The organism is Bacillus sp. FSL R5-0439, assembly GCF_038008805.1.
In the GTDB taxonomy this organism is placed as follows: domain Bacteria; phylum Bacillota; class Bacilli; order Bacillales; family Bacillaceae; genus Bacillus; species Bacillus safensis.
This window is the reverse complement of the sequence record NZ_JBBOZW010000001.1, coordinates 178,658-194,669: the sequence shown is the minus strand read 5'-3', so window position 1 is coordinate 194,669 and position 16,012 is coordinate 178,658. Positions and strand designations below refer to the sequence as shown.

The window sequence follows — 16,012 nt, the reverse complement described above, 5'->3', positions numbered from 1 at the left end:
TAGACCCACTAATTATTAACCCTAATATTACCATATAGAGAATAACAAGGTAATAGAAATGAGGTAATCTATTCTATATACAACGGAAAAATAAAAAAGATTATGTACAAAATAAAAAAAGATTGGGTTGCAGTATCCCAATCTTTTATCTATTCACCCAAAACCATCTCCTGACACGCCCAAGCATCCACCTCTACCTGTAAAGCAGGGGAAGCCAATGCCACCACATAAATCATCGTCATACAAGGCAGATGATCGCCTAAAAACTGTCCCATGATTTGTTTCCTGCTCTCTGCATCGAACTCTCCAACGAGATAAAATACTAGTTTCGTTATATCTTCCACAGCCATATCTGCCGCTTCAACGTTTCGCTTCACATTCTCTAACGCTAGTTCGAGCTGCTCCAACGGGCTCTCTGGGATTGTCCCATCCGCTTCCATCCCCACCTGACCTGATAGGGTTAACCACCGCTGAGGTCCTGTTGTTTCTATTTGATGGGTATATGGTGCGACTGGCGGATGAATGGTCTCAGGATTACGTGATGTTCTCATAAATAAAAACCTCTTTTCTGAAAATACAGTCAATTTTTATCATCATATCAAACTTTCTACCATATTCAGATTTTTATGCTCAAAGTAAACCTTCAGAAATAATCGCAACAGCCTGCTATAATTCTTGTTTTCTAAAAAGAAACCATCCGACGAGAAAAAAGAAAACAATCAATACCGATACACCTAGAAGACTTGTAAGTGCCTGATCCGAATAAGTCCCCTTATGAATCATCTCTTCGGCTGCACTTGTCACGCCTTTAGGCGCAAACTTCCCTAATGTCTCTTCATAAAATGAAGGAACGGTAAACAGAATAAGGTTGATCAAAAGCGACACACCGCCAGCTGTGACAGAACGTTGAAAGAACGCCGAAGCACAATTGGTCGATACCACAATCAGCAATAAATTCGGATAATAAAGAAGTGTTCCTTTTAACACATTCATCCAATCCACATGCCCAAATTGAATGTCCACATAATAAACAGAGGCAAGCACTGCCACCACCAAACTAAACAAAGTCAAACAGGCATAGGCGCATATTTTCGAGACATAGTAACTCGTTCGACTGATCGGTTTCACCATAATCATCGCGGTCACTCCAGAGGCACGCTCTCCAGCGATCGTCCCCATCACGATCATAATCAGGATAAACACACCTAGCGAATCAAATTTACTCAATGCACTCGCCAAAGCCTCTCCAGCACTAGGCTCTGGTATATAAAATGTAGACCCTTCAGGTAAATTAGCTGATTTCGATAGAAGATCTGGCAGCATTTTAAGCGTAATAGGCTGTGTGATCATTAAAATCGTAAAAATAATAGGAACAAATAAGATTTTATAGCTAGTAAATAACTCCCTAAATTCCTTTTTCAACATCATTATGCATTCACAACCTTCATGAAAATATCTTCAAGCGTCAGCTTAGATAGTCGATAATGGAGGAGAACACCGCCAGCTTCAGTGATCAGACGAGGCAGCTCCTTCAATGCCGTTTGTTGATCTTTGACTCGCACCTGATAAGCGTTTTCTGTCTCAATGCAATCCTCCACCCAATGCCGCTCTTTTAGCAAAGCCACTAATTTCGTATTCTGTTGTTCTAATTGAAATTCAAACACTGGCTGGATATAGTCTTCTTTGATCTGTTTCATGGAAGAAGACTTCTCAATTTTGCCACTGTTGATCATGATAATATGATCTGCCACACGTTCAATGTCATCTAAAATATGGGTCGACATAAAGATCAACATCTCTTGTTTCAGACGCTCAATCAATGTCAGAACGTCTTTTCTCCCCATGGGATCAAGTGCAGACACAGGTTCATCCAAGATGAGAACCTTCGGGCTGTTGATAAGCGCTTGCGCAATGGCAAGCCTCTGCTTCATGCCTCCGCTATAGCTGCCAATGGCACGATCCTTCGCCTCATATATGCGGCAAAGCTTCAACAGCTCCTCTGTTTTGGAGCGAATGATTTTTTTCTCTAAATGAAATAACCCTCCAACCCAATGCATCCACTCCTGCCCCGTCATATCCTGATAAAATGCAGGATGCTGCGGACAATACCCTATCACATGACTGATTTGATCCATCTCCTTTGTGACATCCAAACCTGCCACCTTCACGACCCCAGAAGTAGGACGAGCAAGCCCTGTGAGAATCCGGATCGTTGTTGTCTTCCCCGCTCCATTGGCTCCTAAAAAGCCAACACATCCAGCCTCCCCAACAGAAAACGAAACATCTTTTAAAACTTTATGCCGACCATACGATTTCGTCAGCCCATGACACTCCAGCATATTCAAGCGAATTCCCCCTACTAAGATTGTTTACGGCCAAAAATGAAATACGCAATAGGACCGGCACTCGCCACAAACACAATCACCAAAGCCCAAACCCACTTCACCTCTCCTCTGATCCCCGATGGATCTCTTTTCAATAAATCAAACAAACCAATCACCATCAAAATCGCTTGCAGCAAAATAAGAGGTAATATCATCTTCATATCCATCCACGCCACTCCCTTTTCAAACGCCAATTTGTTTTAGTATTACTTCTTTTGACGACATGAAGAGAGAATTCGTTCAAATGGATTTTATTTTTATTGGTCGAATGATCTATAAGATATAAAAAAGCCCAGTGAAGGTTAGTTCACTGGGCTTGCTTGTTATTCTCATGATGAACCTCGTAAAATCTTTTCCATCTTCTTTCCTTTCGCTAACTCATCAATCAGCTTATCCATATACCGAATGTTTTTCATGGTTTCTTCCTCAATGTCCTCTACTCGAACACCACAAATGACGCCTTTGATTAAACTGCGGGAAGGATGAAGCTCAGGAGCCTCAGCAAAAAAGGTTTCAATGTCTATCTGTTTATCTATCTGTTCCTGCAGCTCTTCTGGACTGTACCCTGTTAACCAACAAATAATCGTATCGACTTCAGCCTTTGTTCGTCCCTTTCTCTTTGCCTTTGCGATGTAGAGAGGATAGACTTTTGCAAAACTCATTGTGTAGATTTTATGTTTGGTCATGTGTCTGCTCTCTTTCTTCGTTAAATATTTAACCTATAATGCTTTCTCAATGGGCCGCTCTCTCATTATGCACTTAGTATAATGTGTTAAAATTACAACTTATAAACGATGATATACGCCTTTATTATTTCTTTCATCTTTTTTGAACGCTCTATATTTAAGAAATTGAACGATACAAAATCCAAGGAATACACCAATTGGTCCTTCGCTTGAAACAGGACCACCAATTAAACAATAAGAAATGATAAACAATGCGATATAACCAATTAAGAAAAAAACAATTCCCCATTTTTCTTTTTTTACGTATCGAATAAAAATAATATTTCCCCCTTAAAATACGTATCTATATTTATGATGACAGCAAGTGGAGATATTGTCCATTAATCAAAGTTCAGCTTAAATCTTTATAATACTAGTTCTTTTAACATAAAAATACCCCTTTAGAAAACGATATCTAAAGGGGTATCAAAAATCCGATCTTATTTAATCCCTACTCCACCGTCACACTCTTCGCAAGGTTACGTGGTTTATCCACATCACACCCGCGGTGAAGGGCTGCGTAGTAAGCGATTAGCTGTAATGGAACAACAGATGCAAGTGGTGCAAGTGCTGGGTGTACAGCTGGAAGGACGAAACGGTCGCCTTCGTCTTCTAGGCCTTTTAGTGAGATGACACATGGGTTTGCTCCGCGTGCAACGACTTCTTTGACGTTACCGCGAATGCTGAGGTTCACGTGCTCTTGTGTTGCAAGGGCAATGACCGGTGTGCCTTCTTCAATTAAAGCAATTGTGCCGTGTTTGAGTTCTCCGCCAGCAAAGCCTTCTGCTTGGATGTAAGAGATCTCTTTTAGCTTCAGTGAACCTTCAAGGCACACATAGTAGTCAAGTCCTCTTCCGATAAAGAATGCGTTACGTGTCACTGTGAAGAAGTCACGAGCGATTTGTTCCATTTCATCCTTTTGATCGACAAGGGCTTCCATTGCGTTTGCTACAATACCAAGCTCTTTGACAAGATCAAAGTCAAGAGATTGACCGTTTAATTCAGCTGCAACTGAAGCAAGAATTGCAAGTACAGCGATTTGTGCTGTGTAGGCTTTTGTTGAAGCCACTGCAATTTCTGGTCCTGCATGAAGAAGCAATGTAAAGTCCGCTTCACGAGAAAGCGTAGACCCTGGTACGTTTGTGATCGTTAATGCTTTATGACCAAGCTCTTTGACTTGAACAAGTACAGCACGGCTGTCCGCAGTCTCCCCAGATTGAGAAAGGAAGATGAACAACGGTTTTTTCGATAGAAGCGGCATGTTGTAAGAGAACTCACTCGCTACATGGACTTCTACAGGTACTTTTGCCCAGTCTTCAATATATTGTTTACCAACAAGTCCTGCATGGTAGCTCGTTCCACAAGCCACAATGTAAATGCGGTCTGCTTCTGCTACTGCGCTTGCGATATCGCCAGCGACTGAAAGCTTGCTGTTTTCATCTTGATATTCTTGGATGATTTTGCGCATAACAAGCGGCTGTTCATCCGTTTCTTTTAACATGTAGTGAGGATATGTGCCTTTCTCAATGTCGCTTGCATCAAGCTCAGCGATATAAGAAGGACGTGTCATGATATCACCGTCAAGGTTTTTAATAATAACCTCGTCTTTAGTAACAATGACCATTTCTTTATCCATTAATTCCGCATATTCGTTTGTTACTTGAAGCATCGCCATTGCGTCAGAAGCCACAACGTTGAAATCTTCGCCGAAACCAACCAATAATGGGCTTTTGTTTTTCGCCACATAGATTGTTTCTTTGTTTTCGTTATCGAAAAGGGCAATCGCGTAAGAGCCTTTTAGTTGAAGAAGCGTTTGACGGAAAGCTTCCTCTGTATCAAGACCTCTATTCACAAATTGTTCGATGACTTGAACAACAACCTCTGTATCTGTGTCGCTTTTTAGTGTGACGTCTTGTAAATATTCGCGTGTCAATTGTACATAGTTCTCGATGACACCGTTATGAACAAGCGTAAAACGGCCAGAAGCACTTTGATGCGGATGCGCATTTAGATGGCTTGGTACACCGTGAGTTGCCCAGCGTGTATGTCCGATTCCTGCTGAAGATGCTACGTTTGCATCCACGACTTCACGAAGCTCAGCGATACGTCCTTTTTCTTTGAACACATGCACGCCTTCTTCGTTTGCCACAGCGATACCTGCTGAATCATACCCGCGGTACTCAAGCTTCTCTAAACCTTTTAATAAGATTTCCTTCGCATCATTCTGACCAATATAACCCACGATTCCACACATAAATATTCTTCCTCCCGATCATGTGAAAGGGACAAAGAAAGCCTACTAAAATAGAAGGGACATTTCTTCGTCCCTCTCTACATGTTTATTTTGGGAGATCATGTGTATTCCCTTTGTACAAAGAGTCACCTCTTTGGTTTAAAGAAACACTTACGGCTGTGATCTCTTTTTTTGATCAGCCGGGAGGCATCCGCCGAAAATTCGATAACCTCCATCCTCGTCAACTAAGCATCTTTCGTCCGATCGCTTAGTTCGGGCGCTATAATTATAAGAGAGTTTCTGAACATCTACCCTGCCTTTCCTGATAGAATAAAAATCCAGTAACACAAGGATGATTGTACTATAAGGTCTGACCTCCGTCAATCACAATTTAGCAGGTGATTGCCTTCATTTGAGAAAGTGAGACCTCCATACACTATATGCGATGAGGCTTGTCACGTTCTACCTTTGATGTGCTCTCCTATGTATGAAGGCAGCTTCAAGTTGCCCTCACTTATATGATTCGTACAGATCCATCCAATTATGTCGTTTATTCGAAAAAAAAAAGCAAACCGCTGCTAGCGATTTGCTTTCATCTATTACTCAATACCCATTTCTTCTTTCACAACAGCCGTAATTCGAGCTACATATTCATCACACAGCTCTTTTGTTTTTGCCTCAGCCATAACACGTACAAGCGGTTCTGTTCCAGATGGACGAACAAGGATACGGCCGTCACCATTCATCTCTTTTTCGACCTCTTGGATCACTGCTTTTACTTTTTCATTTTCTTCTACTTTATATTTATCAGACACTTTCACATTCACTAAAAGCTGCGGGAACTTTTCCATTTCCGCTGCAAGCTCTGATAATGTTTTCCCTGTCGCTTTGAGCGTATTCACAAGCATGATCGCAGAAAGCATGCCATCACCTGTCGTATTATAATCAAGGAAAATCAAATGGCCTGATTGCTCACCGCCGACATTATAGCCATCATTTTTCATCGCTTCGACCACATAGCGGTCACCAACAGCAGTTTGAATGCTCTTAATGCCTTGCTTCTCAAGCGCTTTATAAAAACCAAGGTTGCTCATGACCGTTGACACGACGGTGTCATCCTTTAATCGGCCTTCATCCTTCAAATAACGTGCACATATGTACATAATTTGATCGCCGTCTACGATATCACCTTTTTCATCGACTGCAATTAAACGGTCACCGTCACCATCAAACGCAAGACCAATATCTGCACCCTTCTCCTTCACAAATGCAGAAAGTGCCTCTGGATGAGTTGAGCCTACACCATCATTGATATTCAGTCCATTTGGTGATGTTCCCATTGTAGACACATCAGCATCTAAATCTGCAAATAAATGTGTCGCTAGAGAAGAGGTTGCACCGTGTGCACAGTCAAGCGCCACGTGAATACCTGTGAAATCCTCATCCGCTGTCTGCTTCAAGAATTGCAAGTATTTCTGACCGCCTTCAAAATAGTCATTGACCGTTCCAAGATCCGCTCCAACTGGGCGTGGTAATTGATCGACTGGCTGATCCATCAGCTGCTCAATTTCGCTTTCCTGTTCATCTGACAGCTTAAAGCCGTCACCGCCGAAGAATTTAATGCCGTTGTCTTGAACTGGATTGTGTGAAGCAGAAATCATGACACCCGCTTCAGCATCCATTGCCTTCGTTAAATAAGACACACCAGGTGTTGAGATCACACCTAGACGCATCACTTCAGCTCCAATTGAAAGTAAGCCTGCAACGAGCGCTCCTTCCAGCATATGACCGGATACACGTGTGTCTCGTCCAACGAGTACCTTTGGACGTTCTTTATCCTTTGTGAGCACATAGCCGCCAAATCTCCCAACTTTAAATGCGAGCTCTGGTGTTAATTCGCTATTTGCTACACCCCTTACACCATCAGTTCCAAAGTACTTGCCCATGTTTCAATCGCTCCTTTTTCCATTCAAGAGGACGCTTCGTCCTCTTTTTTATCTTCTTTGACCGGCTGTCTTTGACTTGATTCTTTCTTTGCTTTATCTTGTGTGGATTCTTCTTTACTCTTCTCACTCTGATCATCATCATCAGTTGATTGATCTTTTTGATCCTTTCGATCATTCGTCGACGCCGGCTGATCCTCTGTATCAGTAGAAGTGAGTTTCACTTTGACCTTTGATCTTGATAATGTCCATGTCACATTTTGAGGACCATTCACTTGAACTTTGACCTCATGGGTTCCTTCGTTCAAGTCCCCTGCATTGATATAGGCTTCAACATCTGAAGCCTTTAGTTTATCAATCGCACTCTTCGACCCCTTTGCTGTTAACGTGATCCGTCCAGAAGATGGGCTCACAAAATCAGATGTGAGATCCTTGCTCAAACCCACGACAGAAATCGGTACATTATCGATCTTTTTTTCTTCAGCTGTTGCAACCTTCACTTTGATCTTTACAGTTTCGGGCGATACCTTTTTCACACCATCTGGCAGGGGGATGTCGGCATCAATCTCCGTATCATCTTTGATCTTGCTTAGGTCCAGCTTGACGCCATCAATAAAATCAAGTGCATCCAGTGCCTTTTGAGAGCCGTACACTGTGACCTCACTCGGGCTTGTCTCAATGCTTGAGATGCTGATCCCTTCTGGCAAGCTGCCCGTCCGCTCAAGTTTAAACGGAACCTTTTTGCTCGGACTCGAGATTGGAACCGTAATATCCACCACGGACGGACTTACTTCGACTGGCAGCTCATTCCCGCTGCTATCATACACAGTGAGCTTCGCTTCTTTTTCAATTTGCTGATCGACATCCTCTAAATTCACAAAAGCTTTAATGACAGAAATTTTGTCGATGACGTCCTTTGATCCAGTAACTGTGACCTTTTTCGGATTCACAATGGGCTGTTCAGGTGAATAGCCGTCTTTGATTTTATTTTGATTATAAAATTCGGTTTCAACAGGAAATTCAGCTGTCGTTTTTTCTTGTATCGTCACAGTCGTCACAGATGGATTAATCGATAGTGTGAGTCCCTTCGATACATCTCTTGCCTTCAGCTCCACTTTATGTGTACCTGTCGATAAGTTCTGCATGTCTGCGTAAATTTCAAAATTCTTTGTTTGCCTTGCTGTTTTCACAGCACTTGTTGACCCTTTAATCGTGACATTGACTGTCTGCGGCACACCAGTGACAACGTATTTCTCGTCATCATAATACGCTTTAACAGGAATGTCAGTTAAAGTTGCTTCATCTGTCGTCGATGTTGGGAAAAAGGATTCACCGATTTTTTTCGGCGTGGGCGCTTGCGCTGAATTGACTGCACCATACAGCAATAAAGCGAAGACCAATGCAAGAAGCTTAACGGCCCAGCGATTATTCAAAATCTTATCCATTTTTCTTGCCCCTCCAATACCATTTGGTCGAGGAAGCATCTTTGCTGTTCTTACTAAATTCAGCAATCAGCATTTCTTCAAGCGCTTCTTCTGTCAATTCTCGGTGGAGATCACCATTCCTTGCGACAGAAATACCGCCAGTTTCCTCAGAAACGATGACAGTTAAGCTGTCTGTCACTTCACTTATTCCAACTGCCGCCCTATGACGCGTCCCAAGCTCCTTAGAGATAAAAGGGCTTTCTGACAGCGGTAAATAGCAAGCTGCAGCTGCAATCTCATCCCGCTTCATAATGACAGCACCGTCATGAAGCGGTGTATTCGGAATGAAAATATTAATGAGCAGCTCTGAACTCACCTTTGCATTCAAAGGAATTCCTGTCTCTATGTAATCATTCATCCCGGTATCGCGCTCAATTGTCAGCAGCGCGCCGATTCTGCGTTTCGCCATATAGTTAATTGCTTTTGTAATTGCCTCGATCGTTTTCTGCTGCTGTTCCTCTACAGGTGTCCCGCTTCTTGAGAAGAAACGGCCGCGCCCAAGCTGCTCAAGCGCTCTCCTTAGCTCTGGCTGAAAAATAATAATGATCGCAAGGAATCCCCACGTAATCGCTTGATCCATCAGCCATTGAAGTGTGTTAAGACCGAGATACGCACTTCCCATCCTGACGAGAACAATGACCACAATTCCCTTTAAAAGCTGAACCGCTTTTGTTCCGCGGATGACCATCATTAATTTATATATCACATACCAAACAACGAGAATATCAACAGCATTACCGAGGTACTGCAAAAAAGGAATATCCCCTAAAGCCATTTCCTCGTCCTCCAGAATTTTCAGTTATTCTTCGTTTGATGCATTTTTTTAATATAAAAAGAGCCTATGTATCAATACATAGCGTGGCTATTATACCACATTTTGTTTCAGCAAGGAAAATAGTTGCCATATCTGGCTGACTTGTTAGTATGCGTGAATCTCACCAATGTATAGAAAAAAGAGCAGCCCCCTTAGAGACTGCTCTTAAGCCGATTGAGTTACTTTTGCTCCTCTGGCCCAATGACCCGCATTACGTTTTGTGCTGTTGATTTCATTTTGTACCAGATCCAATCAAACACTTCATTAATTTCATTAATTTGACCAGTGACTTGTCCGGCAGAAGCAGTCAACTGTTCCCCATTGACGACGGTGACATTTCCATCAACCTTGCCTTCTACAATCAACTTGCCATTTTTGACAGTGACATCACCCTTTACGGTTTCCCCTTTAGGTACGGTCACTGTATCATTTTCAACGACGAGATTCGGCTGCTTTGACACACTGAAATTATGATCGGTATTCCAGCTCGTGAACAGACTACCTCCCATTAAAATGAGAAAGAGGGCAGCGGCTACCATCAGCGGGTGAGCTTTGATCCATCTTTGAACCGACACACGCTTTTTCTCCTTTGGAAGACCTGCCATCACCTTTGCAGTGAAATCAGATGGTGCTTCTATATGAGATGTACTCTGCACTAGCGCGATGGATTTCTCAATTTGTTGAAAATGAGTACGGCACTCCTCACACGATTGCAGATGGCTTTTTAATTCTTTTTCGTCTTGGGGCTCAATGTCCCCGTCTAAATACTGATGCATAAGCTGGACGATTCTATCCTGACAGCTCATCAAAATCACCTCACTCAAAGGTCTCTCAACTGTTTCCGGAGAGCCTCTCTACCCCTGTGTATTCTCGTTTTCACCGTACCAACTGGTATATTCAGAATCTCACTAATCTCTTTTAACGAGAGTTCATCAATATACTTTAATACGATGACCGAACGATATTTGTCGGGTAATCTTAGAATTTTTTGCTGAATGGTACTCGATAATTCAAGAGACACCACCTCATCCTCTGGCAAAATGCCATCAGCAGCAATTTGAGAATACATATTTAATCCTTCTGTTCCTGCCACCTCTGCATCTAAATAGTAATCCGGCTTTTTTTTGCGAATACGGTCGATGGTCAGGTTGGTTGCAATGCGGTACAGCCACGTGGAAAACTTACGATTCACATCAAAGCTTTCGATATTCACATAAGCACGAATAAACGCCTCCTGCGCAATATCCTCCGCTTCATGTGCATTCCCAAGCATACGGTAGCACAGCTGATAAATTTTGTCTTTATACAGGTCTACGATGTCTGCAAATGCGTTCTGGTCGCCTTTTTTCACTTGCTTAATTCTCTTTTTAATCATTGTGTCCATAGTATATTCAACCTCTGCCTTCACCGGTCTTTATGTATACGAACCTCTTTCCAAAAGGTTTCATTCTCCTCTAAAAAATAGTGTAACAAATTTTTGACAGTGTGTTACGCTTATCAACCGGTAAAAACCTTAACATATCCTTAAATTTTCCCAAAACAAAAAAGAACGGGAACAAGTCCCGCTCTACAATAGCTTTTCACCCATTAACGAACCAATTAACGCAACAGCAGCTTCTGCTGTTTTGTTTTTCTCATCTAAAACCGGATTTACTTCAACAAATTCAGCAGACGTTAAAATACCCGCCTCCTCTAAAAGCTCCATTGCAAGATGACTCTCCCGGTAACTAATGCCGCCTGCTACCGGAGTGCCTACACCAGGGCATTCCGCTGGGTCTAGCCCGTCTAAATCAAGCGAGAGATGGACACCATCTGTTCTTTCCTTTAGATACGCAATAGCTTCCTCCATCACCCTTGTCATCCCTAAACGATCAATTTCATGCATCGTATAGACTTTAATGCCTTTCTCTCGAATCAATGCCCGCTCTCCTTCATCTAAGGATCGAGCACCAATTATAACGACATTTTCAGGCTTCAATTTAGGAGAATAACCGCCAATGTTTGTTAAATCAGCATGCCCAAGACCGAGACTGACAGCAAGCGGCATGCCATGAATATTTCCAGAAGGAGAGGTTTCCTCCGTATTTAAATCACCATGCGCATCGTACCAAATGACTCCTAAGTTTTCATAATGCTTGGCTACCCCAGCAAGTGTGCCAATCGCAATGCTGTGATCACCACCTAAAATGAGCGGAAACGAACCTGATTGCACAATACTGTCAACCTTCTCAGCAAGCAGCTGATTCGCCCCAGCATTCTCGGTCAAATTTTTTAGCTTTTCACTTGTATATAAACCTTTCTCATCATCTCTTTGTTCAACTGGAATATCTCCTAGATCCTCCACATCAAATGAGAGCGTTTCCAATTTTTCTTTTACGCCTGCACAACGAATCGCACTCGGCCCCATATCGACGCCCCTTCTCGTTTGCCCCAAGTCCATCGGAACTCCAACAATCGTGACCTTCTTTTGCTCTCCCATATGTACATCCCCTTTCCGTTCATGCTTATATTTTACTTTCTTGATGCCTTCTGACTCAACTCGACAACATTTTGAATAGTTATACAGTCCCTCCGCCAACATAAAAAAAGACACCTTTTTGAAAAAGGTGTCTTAACTGGGCTAGCTGGATTCGAACCAACGCATGACGGAGTCAAAGTCCGTTGCCTTACCGCTTGGCTATAGCCCAAAAATGGTGGAGGGGGACGGATTCGAACCGCCGAACCCGGAGGGAGCGGATTTACAGTCCGCCGCGTTTAGCCACTTCGCTACCCCTCCACATATGGAATTGATAAAGATAAAACAGTGCCGGCAAGAGGACTTGAACCCCCAACCTACTGATTACAAGTCAGTTGCTCTACCAGTTGAGCTACACCGGCATATGGTGGAGGATGACGGGCTCGAACCGCCGACCCTCTGCTTGTAAGGCAGATGCTCTCCCAGCTGAGCTAATCCTCCACATCATGGTGACCCGTACGGGATTCGAACCCGTGTTACCGCCGTGAAAGGGCGGTGTCTTAACCGCTTGACCAACGGGCCAGTTTGTCAAGTTTGTTGTTTCCGTGAAGCTGACAAAAGTTATTATATACAGGTTGTCCCCCTTTTGTAAAGGGGATTTTTATTTTTTTTATTTTCTAACTATTTGCTCCCTATTTATTCAACATTTCTACTGAAATATAATTTCAATATTCAAATATAATATTGAAATTTCATATCATACTCAATATACTGAAAATGAAGAAATAAGGAGGTATGTCACATGCAGCCATCTCAACTGCGTTCTTTGACAACAGAATCAAGAAACCCCAACACAATGGGAATTTCTCAAGCAAATCCGCTTGAAATACTCCAGATGATTAATGAAGAAGATAGGAAGGTCGCTCAAGCAGTCAACCTTGTACTTCCCCATGTCAAAACAGCAAGTGACTTTGCCTATGAATCCATCTCAAATGGAGGCAGACTCGTTTATTTAGGCGCCGGAACAAGCGGCCGAATTGGCGTAATGGATGCTGTCGAATGTCCCCCAACCTATAGCGTCTCACCTGATGTCATTGTAGGCATCATGGCAGGCGGAGACTCAGCTTTTTCTCAAGCTGCCGAAGATGTGGAAGATAGTGAAGAAGCCGGCAAACAGGATTTAGTACACATCCACCTGACATCAAAAGATACAGTCGTCGGAATTGCCGCAAGCGGCAGGACACCTTATATCATCGGCGCTTTAAACTATGCAAAGTCAATTGGAGCTAAAACAGTAGCACTCAGCTGCAATGAACAAGCAGAAATTAGCGAGCTTGCAGATTGCGCCATTGAGGTCATTGTAGGACCAGAAGCCATCACTGGGTCAACAAGAATGAAAGCAGCATCCGCTCATAAAATGATTTTAAATATGCTTTCCACCTCAGTCATGATCAGACAAGGCAAAGTATATGAAAACCTGATGGTTGATGTTAAAGTCAGCAATCATAAATTAAAAGAACGCGCCATCACCATCATTCAACATGTGACAAATGCTTCCTACGAACAAGCCGTGAAGACTCTCGAAGCAGCAGACTTAGAAGTCAAAACCGCCATCGTCATGCTCCAAACAAACACAGAAAAGAAAACAGCCAAAGATTTACTGAGCAAAACGAATGGTCATATCGACAAAGCGATCTCACGTTATCAATCCTAAAGGAGGCAGAGCTCATGTCAGCAGGCGGACTTACCCTACTACACACAATCAAATCAAAGCTTCCCCAATCTGAAAAAATCATTGCAGACTATATCCTTGCCCATCCTGACAAAGTCATTAAAAGTACAGTACACGAAATCAGTCAGGCAGCCGGCGCAAGCAGCTCTGCAGTCATCCGTCTTTGTAAATCTCTCGGGCTGGATGGCTATCAAGATTTAAAAATGCGGATCGCTGGAGACTTGATGCATGACGATAAACAAGGCTACAGAGATATCGAACAAGATGAACCACTTCAATCCATTATTCAAAAAACAGCTGGAAACTCGATTCAATCGATTAAGGACACCGCTTCTATTTTAAATGCAGATGCTTTAGAAAAGGCTGTTCAATTACTGCTGAATGCAAACCAAATTCATTTTATCGGTGTTGGTGCATCTGGCATCGTCGCAGCTGATGCCCAGCAGAAATTTCTCAGAATTAACTATGCAGCGACAGCCTTCACTGACATGCACATTGCATCTATGGTCATTGCAAATGCAGGAGAGAATGACATTGTGTTTGGTATCTCCTTTTCAGGAGAAACGTTAGACATCATTCAAGCCCTTCAGCTCGCAAAAGACAACCAAGTGAAAACCATTGCTTTAACACATCCAGGTCATACTAGCGTTTCTGCTTTATGTGATGTTCACCTATCGACGTCCGGTTCCAATGAAGCACCTTTTCGCAGTGCTGCCACTTCCTCTAGAATGGCACAGCTCTACTTAATTGATGTCTTGTTCCTCAGTTTAGCTTCTCGTCAATATGAAGAGACAGCGCAATATATTGACAAGACAAGGCATGCCATCCGCTCCATGAAACGAAAAACAAAGGGGGATTCAACATGAGTCATCAAAAGAAATATCAGCAGTTGGCGAAAGACATTCTTTCACTCTGTGGTGGTTCTGAAAATATCTCTTCCCATACACATTGTATGACACGTCTTCGAATTACACCGATCGATAATGAAAAAGTTCACATCACAGCAATCAAAGAACTCGATGGCGTTATTGGCGTCGTCGAAGCAGAAACGCTTCAAATCATTTTAGGTACCGGTGTTGTCAACCAAGTATCAAGTGCGTTTGAACAGCTTCTAAATGCGTCTGGCTCTTATGATTTAAACAACGAAGCACAAAAAAACAAGCAAGCCATTTCACAAAAAAACCGCACACCGTTCAAGCTGTTCTTACGGCGGATTGCCAGCATTTTCATTCCAATCATTCCGGCACTTGTTGCTTCAGGGCTTATTACTGGGATTACAAAAGCGATCGTGCAAGCAGGCTGGCTTGACGAAAAATCTCAAGCCGCAGTTATTTTAACAGTTATAGGTTCTGGCCTTTTCGCCTACCTAGGGATATTAGTCGGAACAAACGCCGCAAAGGAATTTGGAGGCTCTCCTGCATTAGGCGCATTAGCTGGTATTCTCATTATTAACCCAGCCTCCGCAGACATTATGTTATTTGGCACAAATATTCTACCAGGCAGAGGCGGACTCATCGGTGTTCTTCTAGCCGCCATCTTTATGGCACTTGTGGAAACCCGAATTAGACGCTTCGTCCCGCAATCACTTGATATCATCGTCACACCAACCATCACACTACTCATTACAGGCATTTTCACGTATGTTGTCTTCATGCCAGTCGGCGGATTTATATCTGATGCCATCACCTCAGGACTGACTTACCTATTAAATATGGGCGGAATCTTCGCAGGGTTTGTTCTTGGTGCGACCTTCCTTCCACTTGTTGTAACAGGACTTCATCAAGGGCTGACACCGATTCATATGGAACTGATCAATTCAATTGGAGATGACCCGCTTCTGCCAATTCTCGCTATGGGCGGTGCAGGACAGGTAGGCGCTGCATTCGCCATTTATATGAAAACAAAAAAGAAAAAGCTCAAAAGAGCCATTGCTGGTGGACTTCCTTCTGGGATGCTGGGCATTGGTGAACCACTCATTTTCGGTGTCACACTCCCGCTAGGACGACCATTTCTCACCGCTTGTCTTGGTGCAGGAATCGGCGGCGCATTTCAAGCCTACTTCCAAATCGCGACAAAAGCCATCGGTGTATCCGGTCTTCCATTAACCTTTATTGTTCACACACATCAAATGCTTCTTTACTTAATTGGACTATTTATCGCATATGTTGCTGGATTTTTCTTCACATACTTATTTGGATTTCATGATGATATGGCTGTTGAATTCGAGGATCACAATCAATAA

At 42.9% G+C, this 16,012-nt stretch carries 15 protein-coding genes and 5 tRNA genes; 3 read left to right on the top strand and 17 right to left on the bottom strand.

The window, feature by feature from the left end:
• Nucleotides 1-149: 149 nt before the first annotated feature.
• The 17 genes from NST59_RS01110 to NST59_RS01030 form a co-directional block, all read right to left on the bottom strand.
• Nucleotides 150-551: a RidA family protein gene (locus NST59_RS01110; protein ID WP_144495611.1), complete on the bottom strand. Its 402-nt coding sequence runs from the start codon at nt 549-551 to the stop codon at nt 150-152.
• A 115-nt stretch (nt 552-666) separates the two neighbouring features.
• On the bottom strand, nt 667-1,431 hold the full coding sequence (locus tag NST59_RS01105) for an ABC transporter permease (RefSeq protein WP_247544655.1): 765 nt from the start codon (nt 1,429-1,431) through the stop codon (nt 667-669).
• Nucleotides 1,428-2,345 (bottom strand): ABC transporter ATP-binding protein, encoded by a 918-nt coding sequence (locus tag NST59_RS01100; RefSeq protein WP_341039673.1) that lies wholly within the window; start codon nt 2,343-2,345, stop codon nt 1,428-1,430. The genes NST59_RS01105 and NST59_RS01100 overlap by 4 nt, the downstream gene beginning before the upstream one ends.
• Before the next feature lie 14 nt (nt 2,346-2,359).
• Nucleotides 2,360-2,551, bottom strand: coding sequence for a PLD nuclease N-terminal domain-containing protein (locus NST59_RS01095; RefSeq protein ID WP_327842345.1), 192 nt, complete (start codon nt 2,549-2,551; stop codon nt 2,360-2,362).
• 162 nt (nt 2,552-2,713) lie between these two features.
• A complete protein-coding gene (locus NST59_RS01090) occupies nt 2,714-3,070 on the bottom strand; it encodes a DUF2200 domain-containing protein (RefSeq protein WP_251181491.1) in 357 nt (118 codons plus the stop codon).
• Nucleotides 3,071-3,560: 490 nt separating this feature from the next.
• The gene (gene glmS / locus NST59_RS01085; protein WP_144491673.1) at nt 3,561-5,363 is read right to left on the bottom strand and encodes a glutamine--fructose-6-phosphate transaminase (isomerizing); all 1,803 of its coding nucleotides are present in this window, start codon (nt 5,361-5,363) and stop codon (nt 3,561-3,563) included.
• A gap of 578 nt (nt 5,364-5,941) precedes the next feature.
• Nucleotides 5,942-7,288 (bottom strand): phosphoglucosamine mutase, encoded by a 1,347-nt coding sequence (glmM, locus tag NST59_RS01080; RefSeq protein ID WP_099662838.1) that lies wholly within the window; start codon nt 7,286-7,288, stop codon nt 5,942-5,944.
• A 23-nt stretch (nt 7,289-7,311) separates the two neighbouring features.
• Nucleotides 7,312-8,730, bottom strand: a complete 1,419-nt coding sequence (locus tag NST59_RS01075) for a CdaR family protein (RefSeq protein WP_064498204.1) — start codon at nt 8,728-8,730, stop codon at nt 7,312-7,314.
• Nucleotides 8,723-9,544 (bottom strand): diadenylate cyclase CdaA, encoded by an 822-nt coding sequence (gene cdaA / locus NST59_RS01070; RefSeq protein ID WP_008344027.1) that lies wholly within the window; start codon nt 9,542-9,544, stop codon nt 8,723-8,725. The genes NST59_RS01075 and cdaA overlap by 8 nt, the downstream gene beginning before the upstream one ends.
• Before the next feature lie 218 nt (nt 9,545-9,762).
• Complete coding sequence (gene rsiW, locus NST59_RS01065; protein ID WP_024424448.1) at nt 9,763-10,389, bottom strand: anti-sigma-W factor RsiW; 627 nt, start codon at nt 10,387-10,389, stop codon at nt 9,763-9,765.
• Between the two features lie 14 nt (nt 10,390-10,403).
• Entirely contained in the window at nt 10,404-10,967 is a 564-nt protein-coding gene (gene sigW / locus NST59_RS01060) for an RNA polymerase sigma factor SigW (RefSeq protein WP_024424449.1), read from the bottom strand.
• Between the two features lie 183 nt (nt 10,968-11,150).
• On the bottom strand, nt 11,151-12,062 hold the full coding sequence (rocF, locus tag NST59_RS01055; protein WP_144464047.1) for an arginase: 912 nt from the start codon (nt 12,060-12,062) through the stop codon (nt 11,151-11,153).
• Nucleotides 12,063-12,198: 136 nt separating this feature from the next.
• Nucleotides 12,199-12,270: transfer RNA gene (locus tag NST59_RS01050), tRNA-Gln, on the bottom strand.
• Nucleotides 12,271-12,274: 4 nt separating this feature from the next.
• Nucleotides 12,275-12,359 (bottom strand) — tRNA-Tyr (locus NST59_RS01045).
• Between the two features lie 28 nt (nt 12,360-12,387).
• Nucleotides 12,388-12,460: transfer RNA gene (locus NST59_RS01040), tRNA-Thr, on the bottom strand.
• Nucleotides 12,461-12,463: 3 nt separating this feature from the next.
• Nucleotides 12,464-12,539: transfer RNA gene (locus tag NST59_RS01035), tRNA-Val, on the bottom strand.
• Between the two features lie 6 nt (nt 12,540-12,545).
• A tRNA-Glu gene (locus tag NST59_RS01030) sits at nt 12,546-12,620 on the bottom strand.
• A 220-nt stretch (nt 12,621-12,840) separates the two neighbouring features.
• Here NST59_RS01030 and murQ point away from each other — a divergent pair.
• From murQ to NST59_RS01015, 3 genes are read left to right on the top strand one after another with little or no spacing between them, the layout of a single operon-like run.
• Nucleotides 12,841-13,752: an N-acetylmuramic acid 6-phosphate etherase gene (gene murQ, locus NST59_RS01025; protein ID WP_144490653.1), complete on the top strand. Its 912-nt coding sequence runs from the start codon at nt 12,841-12,843 to the stop codon at nt 13,750-13,752.
• Between the two features lie 14 nt (nt 13,753-13,766).
• Nucleotides 13,767-14,636, top strand: coding sequence for a MurR/RpiR family transcriptional regulator (locus NST59_RS01020; RefSeq protein ID WP_341039656.1), 870 nt, complete (start codon nt 13,767-13,769; stop codon nt 14,634-14,636).
• Nucleotides 14,633-16,012 (top strand): PTS transporter subunit EIIC, encoded by a 1,380-nt coding sequence (locus NST59_RS01015; protein WP_064498206.1) that lies wholly within the window; start codon nt 14,633-14,635, stop codon nt 16,010-16,012. Before NST59_RS01020 ends, NST59_RS01015 begins: the two co-directional genes overlap by 4 nt.

What these genes read in the sequence shown, in the direction of transcription:
- NST59_RS01110 (WP_144495611.1), bottom strand. Translation starts at nt 551, where the DNA reads ATGAGAACATCACGTAATCCTGAGACCATTCATCCGCCAGTCGCACCA.
- NST59_RS01095 (WP_327842345.1), bottom strand. Translation starts at nt 2,551, where the DNA reads ATGGATATGAAGATGATATTACCTCTTATTTTGCTGCAAGCGATTTTG.
- NST59_RS01090 (WP_251181491.1), bottom strand. Translation starts at nt 3,070, where the DNA reads ATGACCAAACATAAAATCTACACAATGAGTTTTGCAAAAGTCTATCCT.
- glmS (WP_144491673.1), bottom strand. Translation starts at nt 5,363, where the DNA reads ATGTGTGGAATCGTGGGTTATATTGGTCAGAATGATGCGAAGGAAATC.
- glmM (WP_099662838.1), bottom strand. Translation starts at nt 7,288, where the DNA reads ATGGGCAAGTACTTTGGAACTGATGGTGTAAGGGGTGTAGCAAATAGC.
- NST59_RS01075 (WP_064498204.1), bottom strand. Translation starts at nt 8,730, where the DNA reads ATGGATAAGATTTTGAATAATCGCTGGGCCGTTAAGCTTCTTGCATTG.
- cdaA (WP_008344027.1), bottom strand. Translation starts at nt 9,544, where the DNA reads ATGGCTTTAGGGGATATTCCTTTTTTGCAGTACCTCGGTAATGCTGTT.
- rsiW (WP_024424448.1), bottom strand. Translation starts at nt 10,389, where the DNA reads ATGAGCTGTCAGGATAGAATCGTCCAGCTTATGCATCAGTATTTAGAC.
- sigW (WP_024424449.1), bottom strand. Translation starts at nt 10,967, where the DNA reads ATGGACACAATGATTAAAAAGAGAATTAAGCAAGTGAAAAAAGGCGAC.
- rocF (WP_144464047.1), bottom strand. Translation starts at nt 12,062, where the DNA reads ATGGGAGAGCAAAAGAAGGTCACGATTGTTGGAGTTCCGATGGACTTG.
- murQ (WP_144490653.1), top strand. Translation starts at nt 12,841, where the DNA reads ATGCAGCCATCTCAACTGCGTTCTTTGACAACAGAATCAAGAAACCCC.
- NST59_RS01020 (WP_341039656.1), top strand. Translation starts at nt 13,767, where the DNA reads ATGTCAGCAGGCGGACTTACCCTACTACACACAATCAAATCAAAGCTT.
- NST59_RS01015 (WP_064498206.1), top strand. Translation starts at nt 14,633, where the DNA reads ATGAGTCATCAAAAGAAATATCAGCAGTTGGCGAAAGACATTCTTTCA.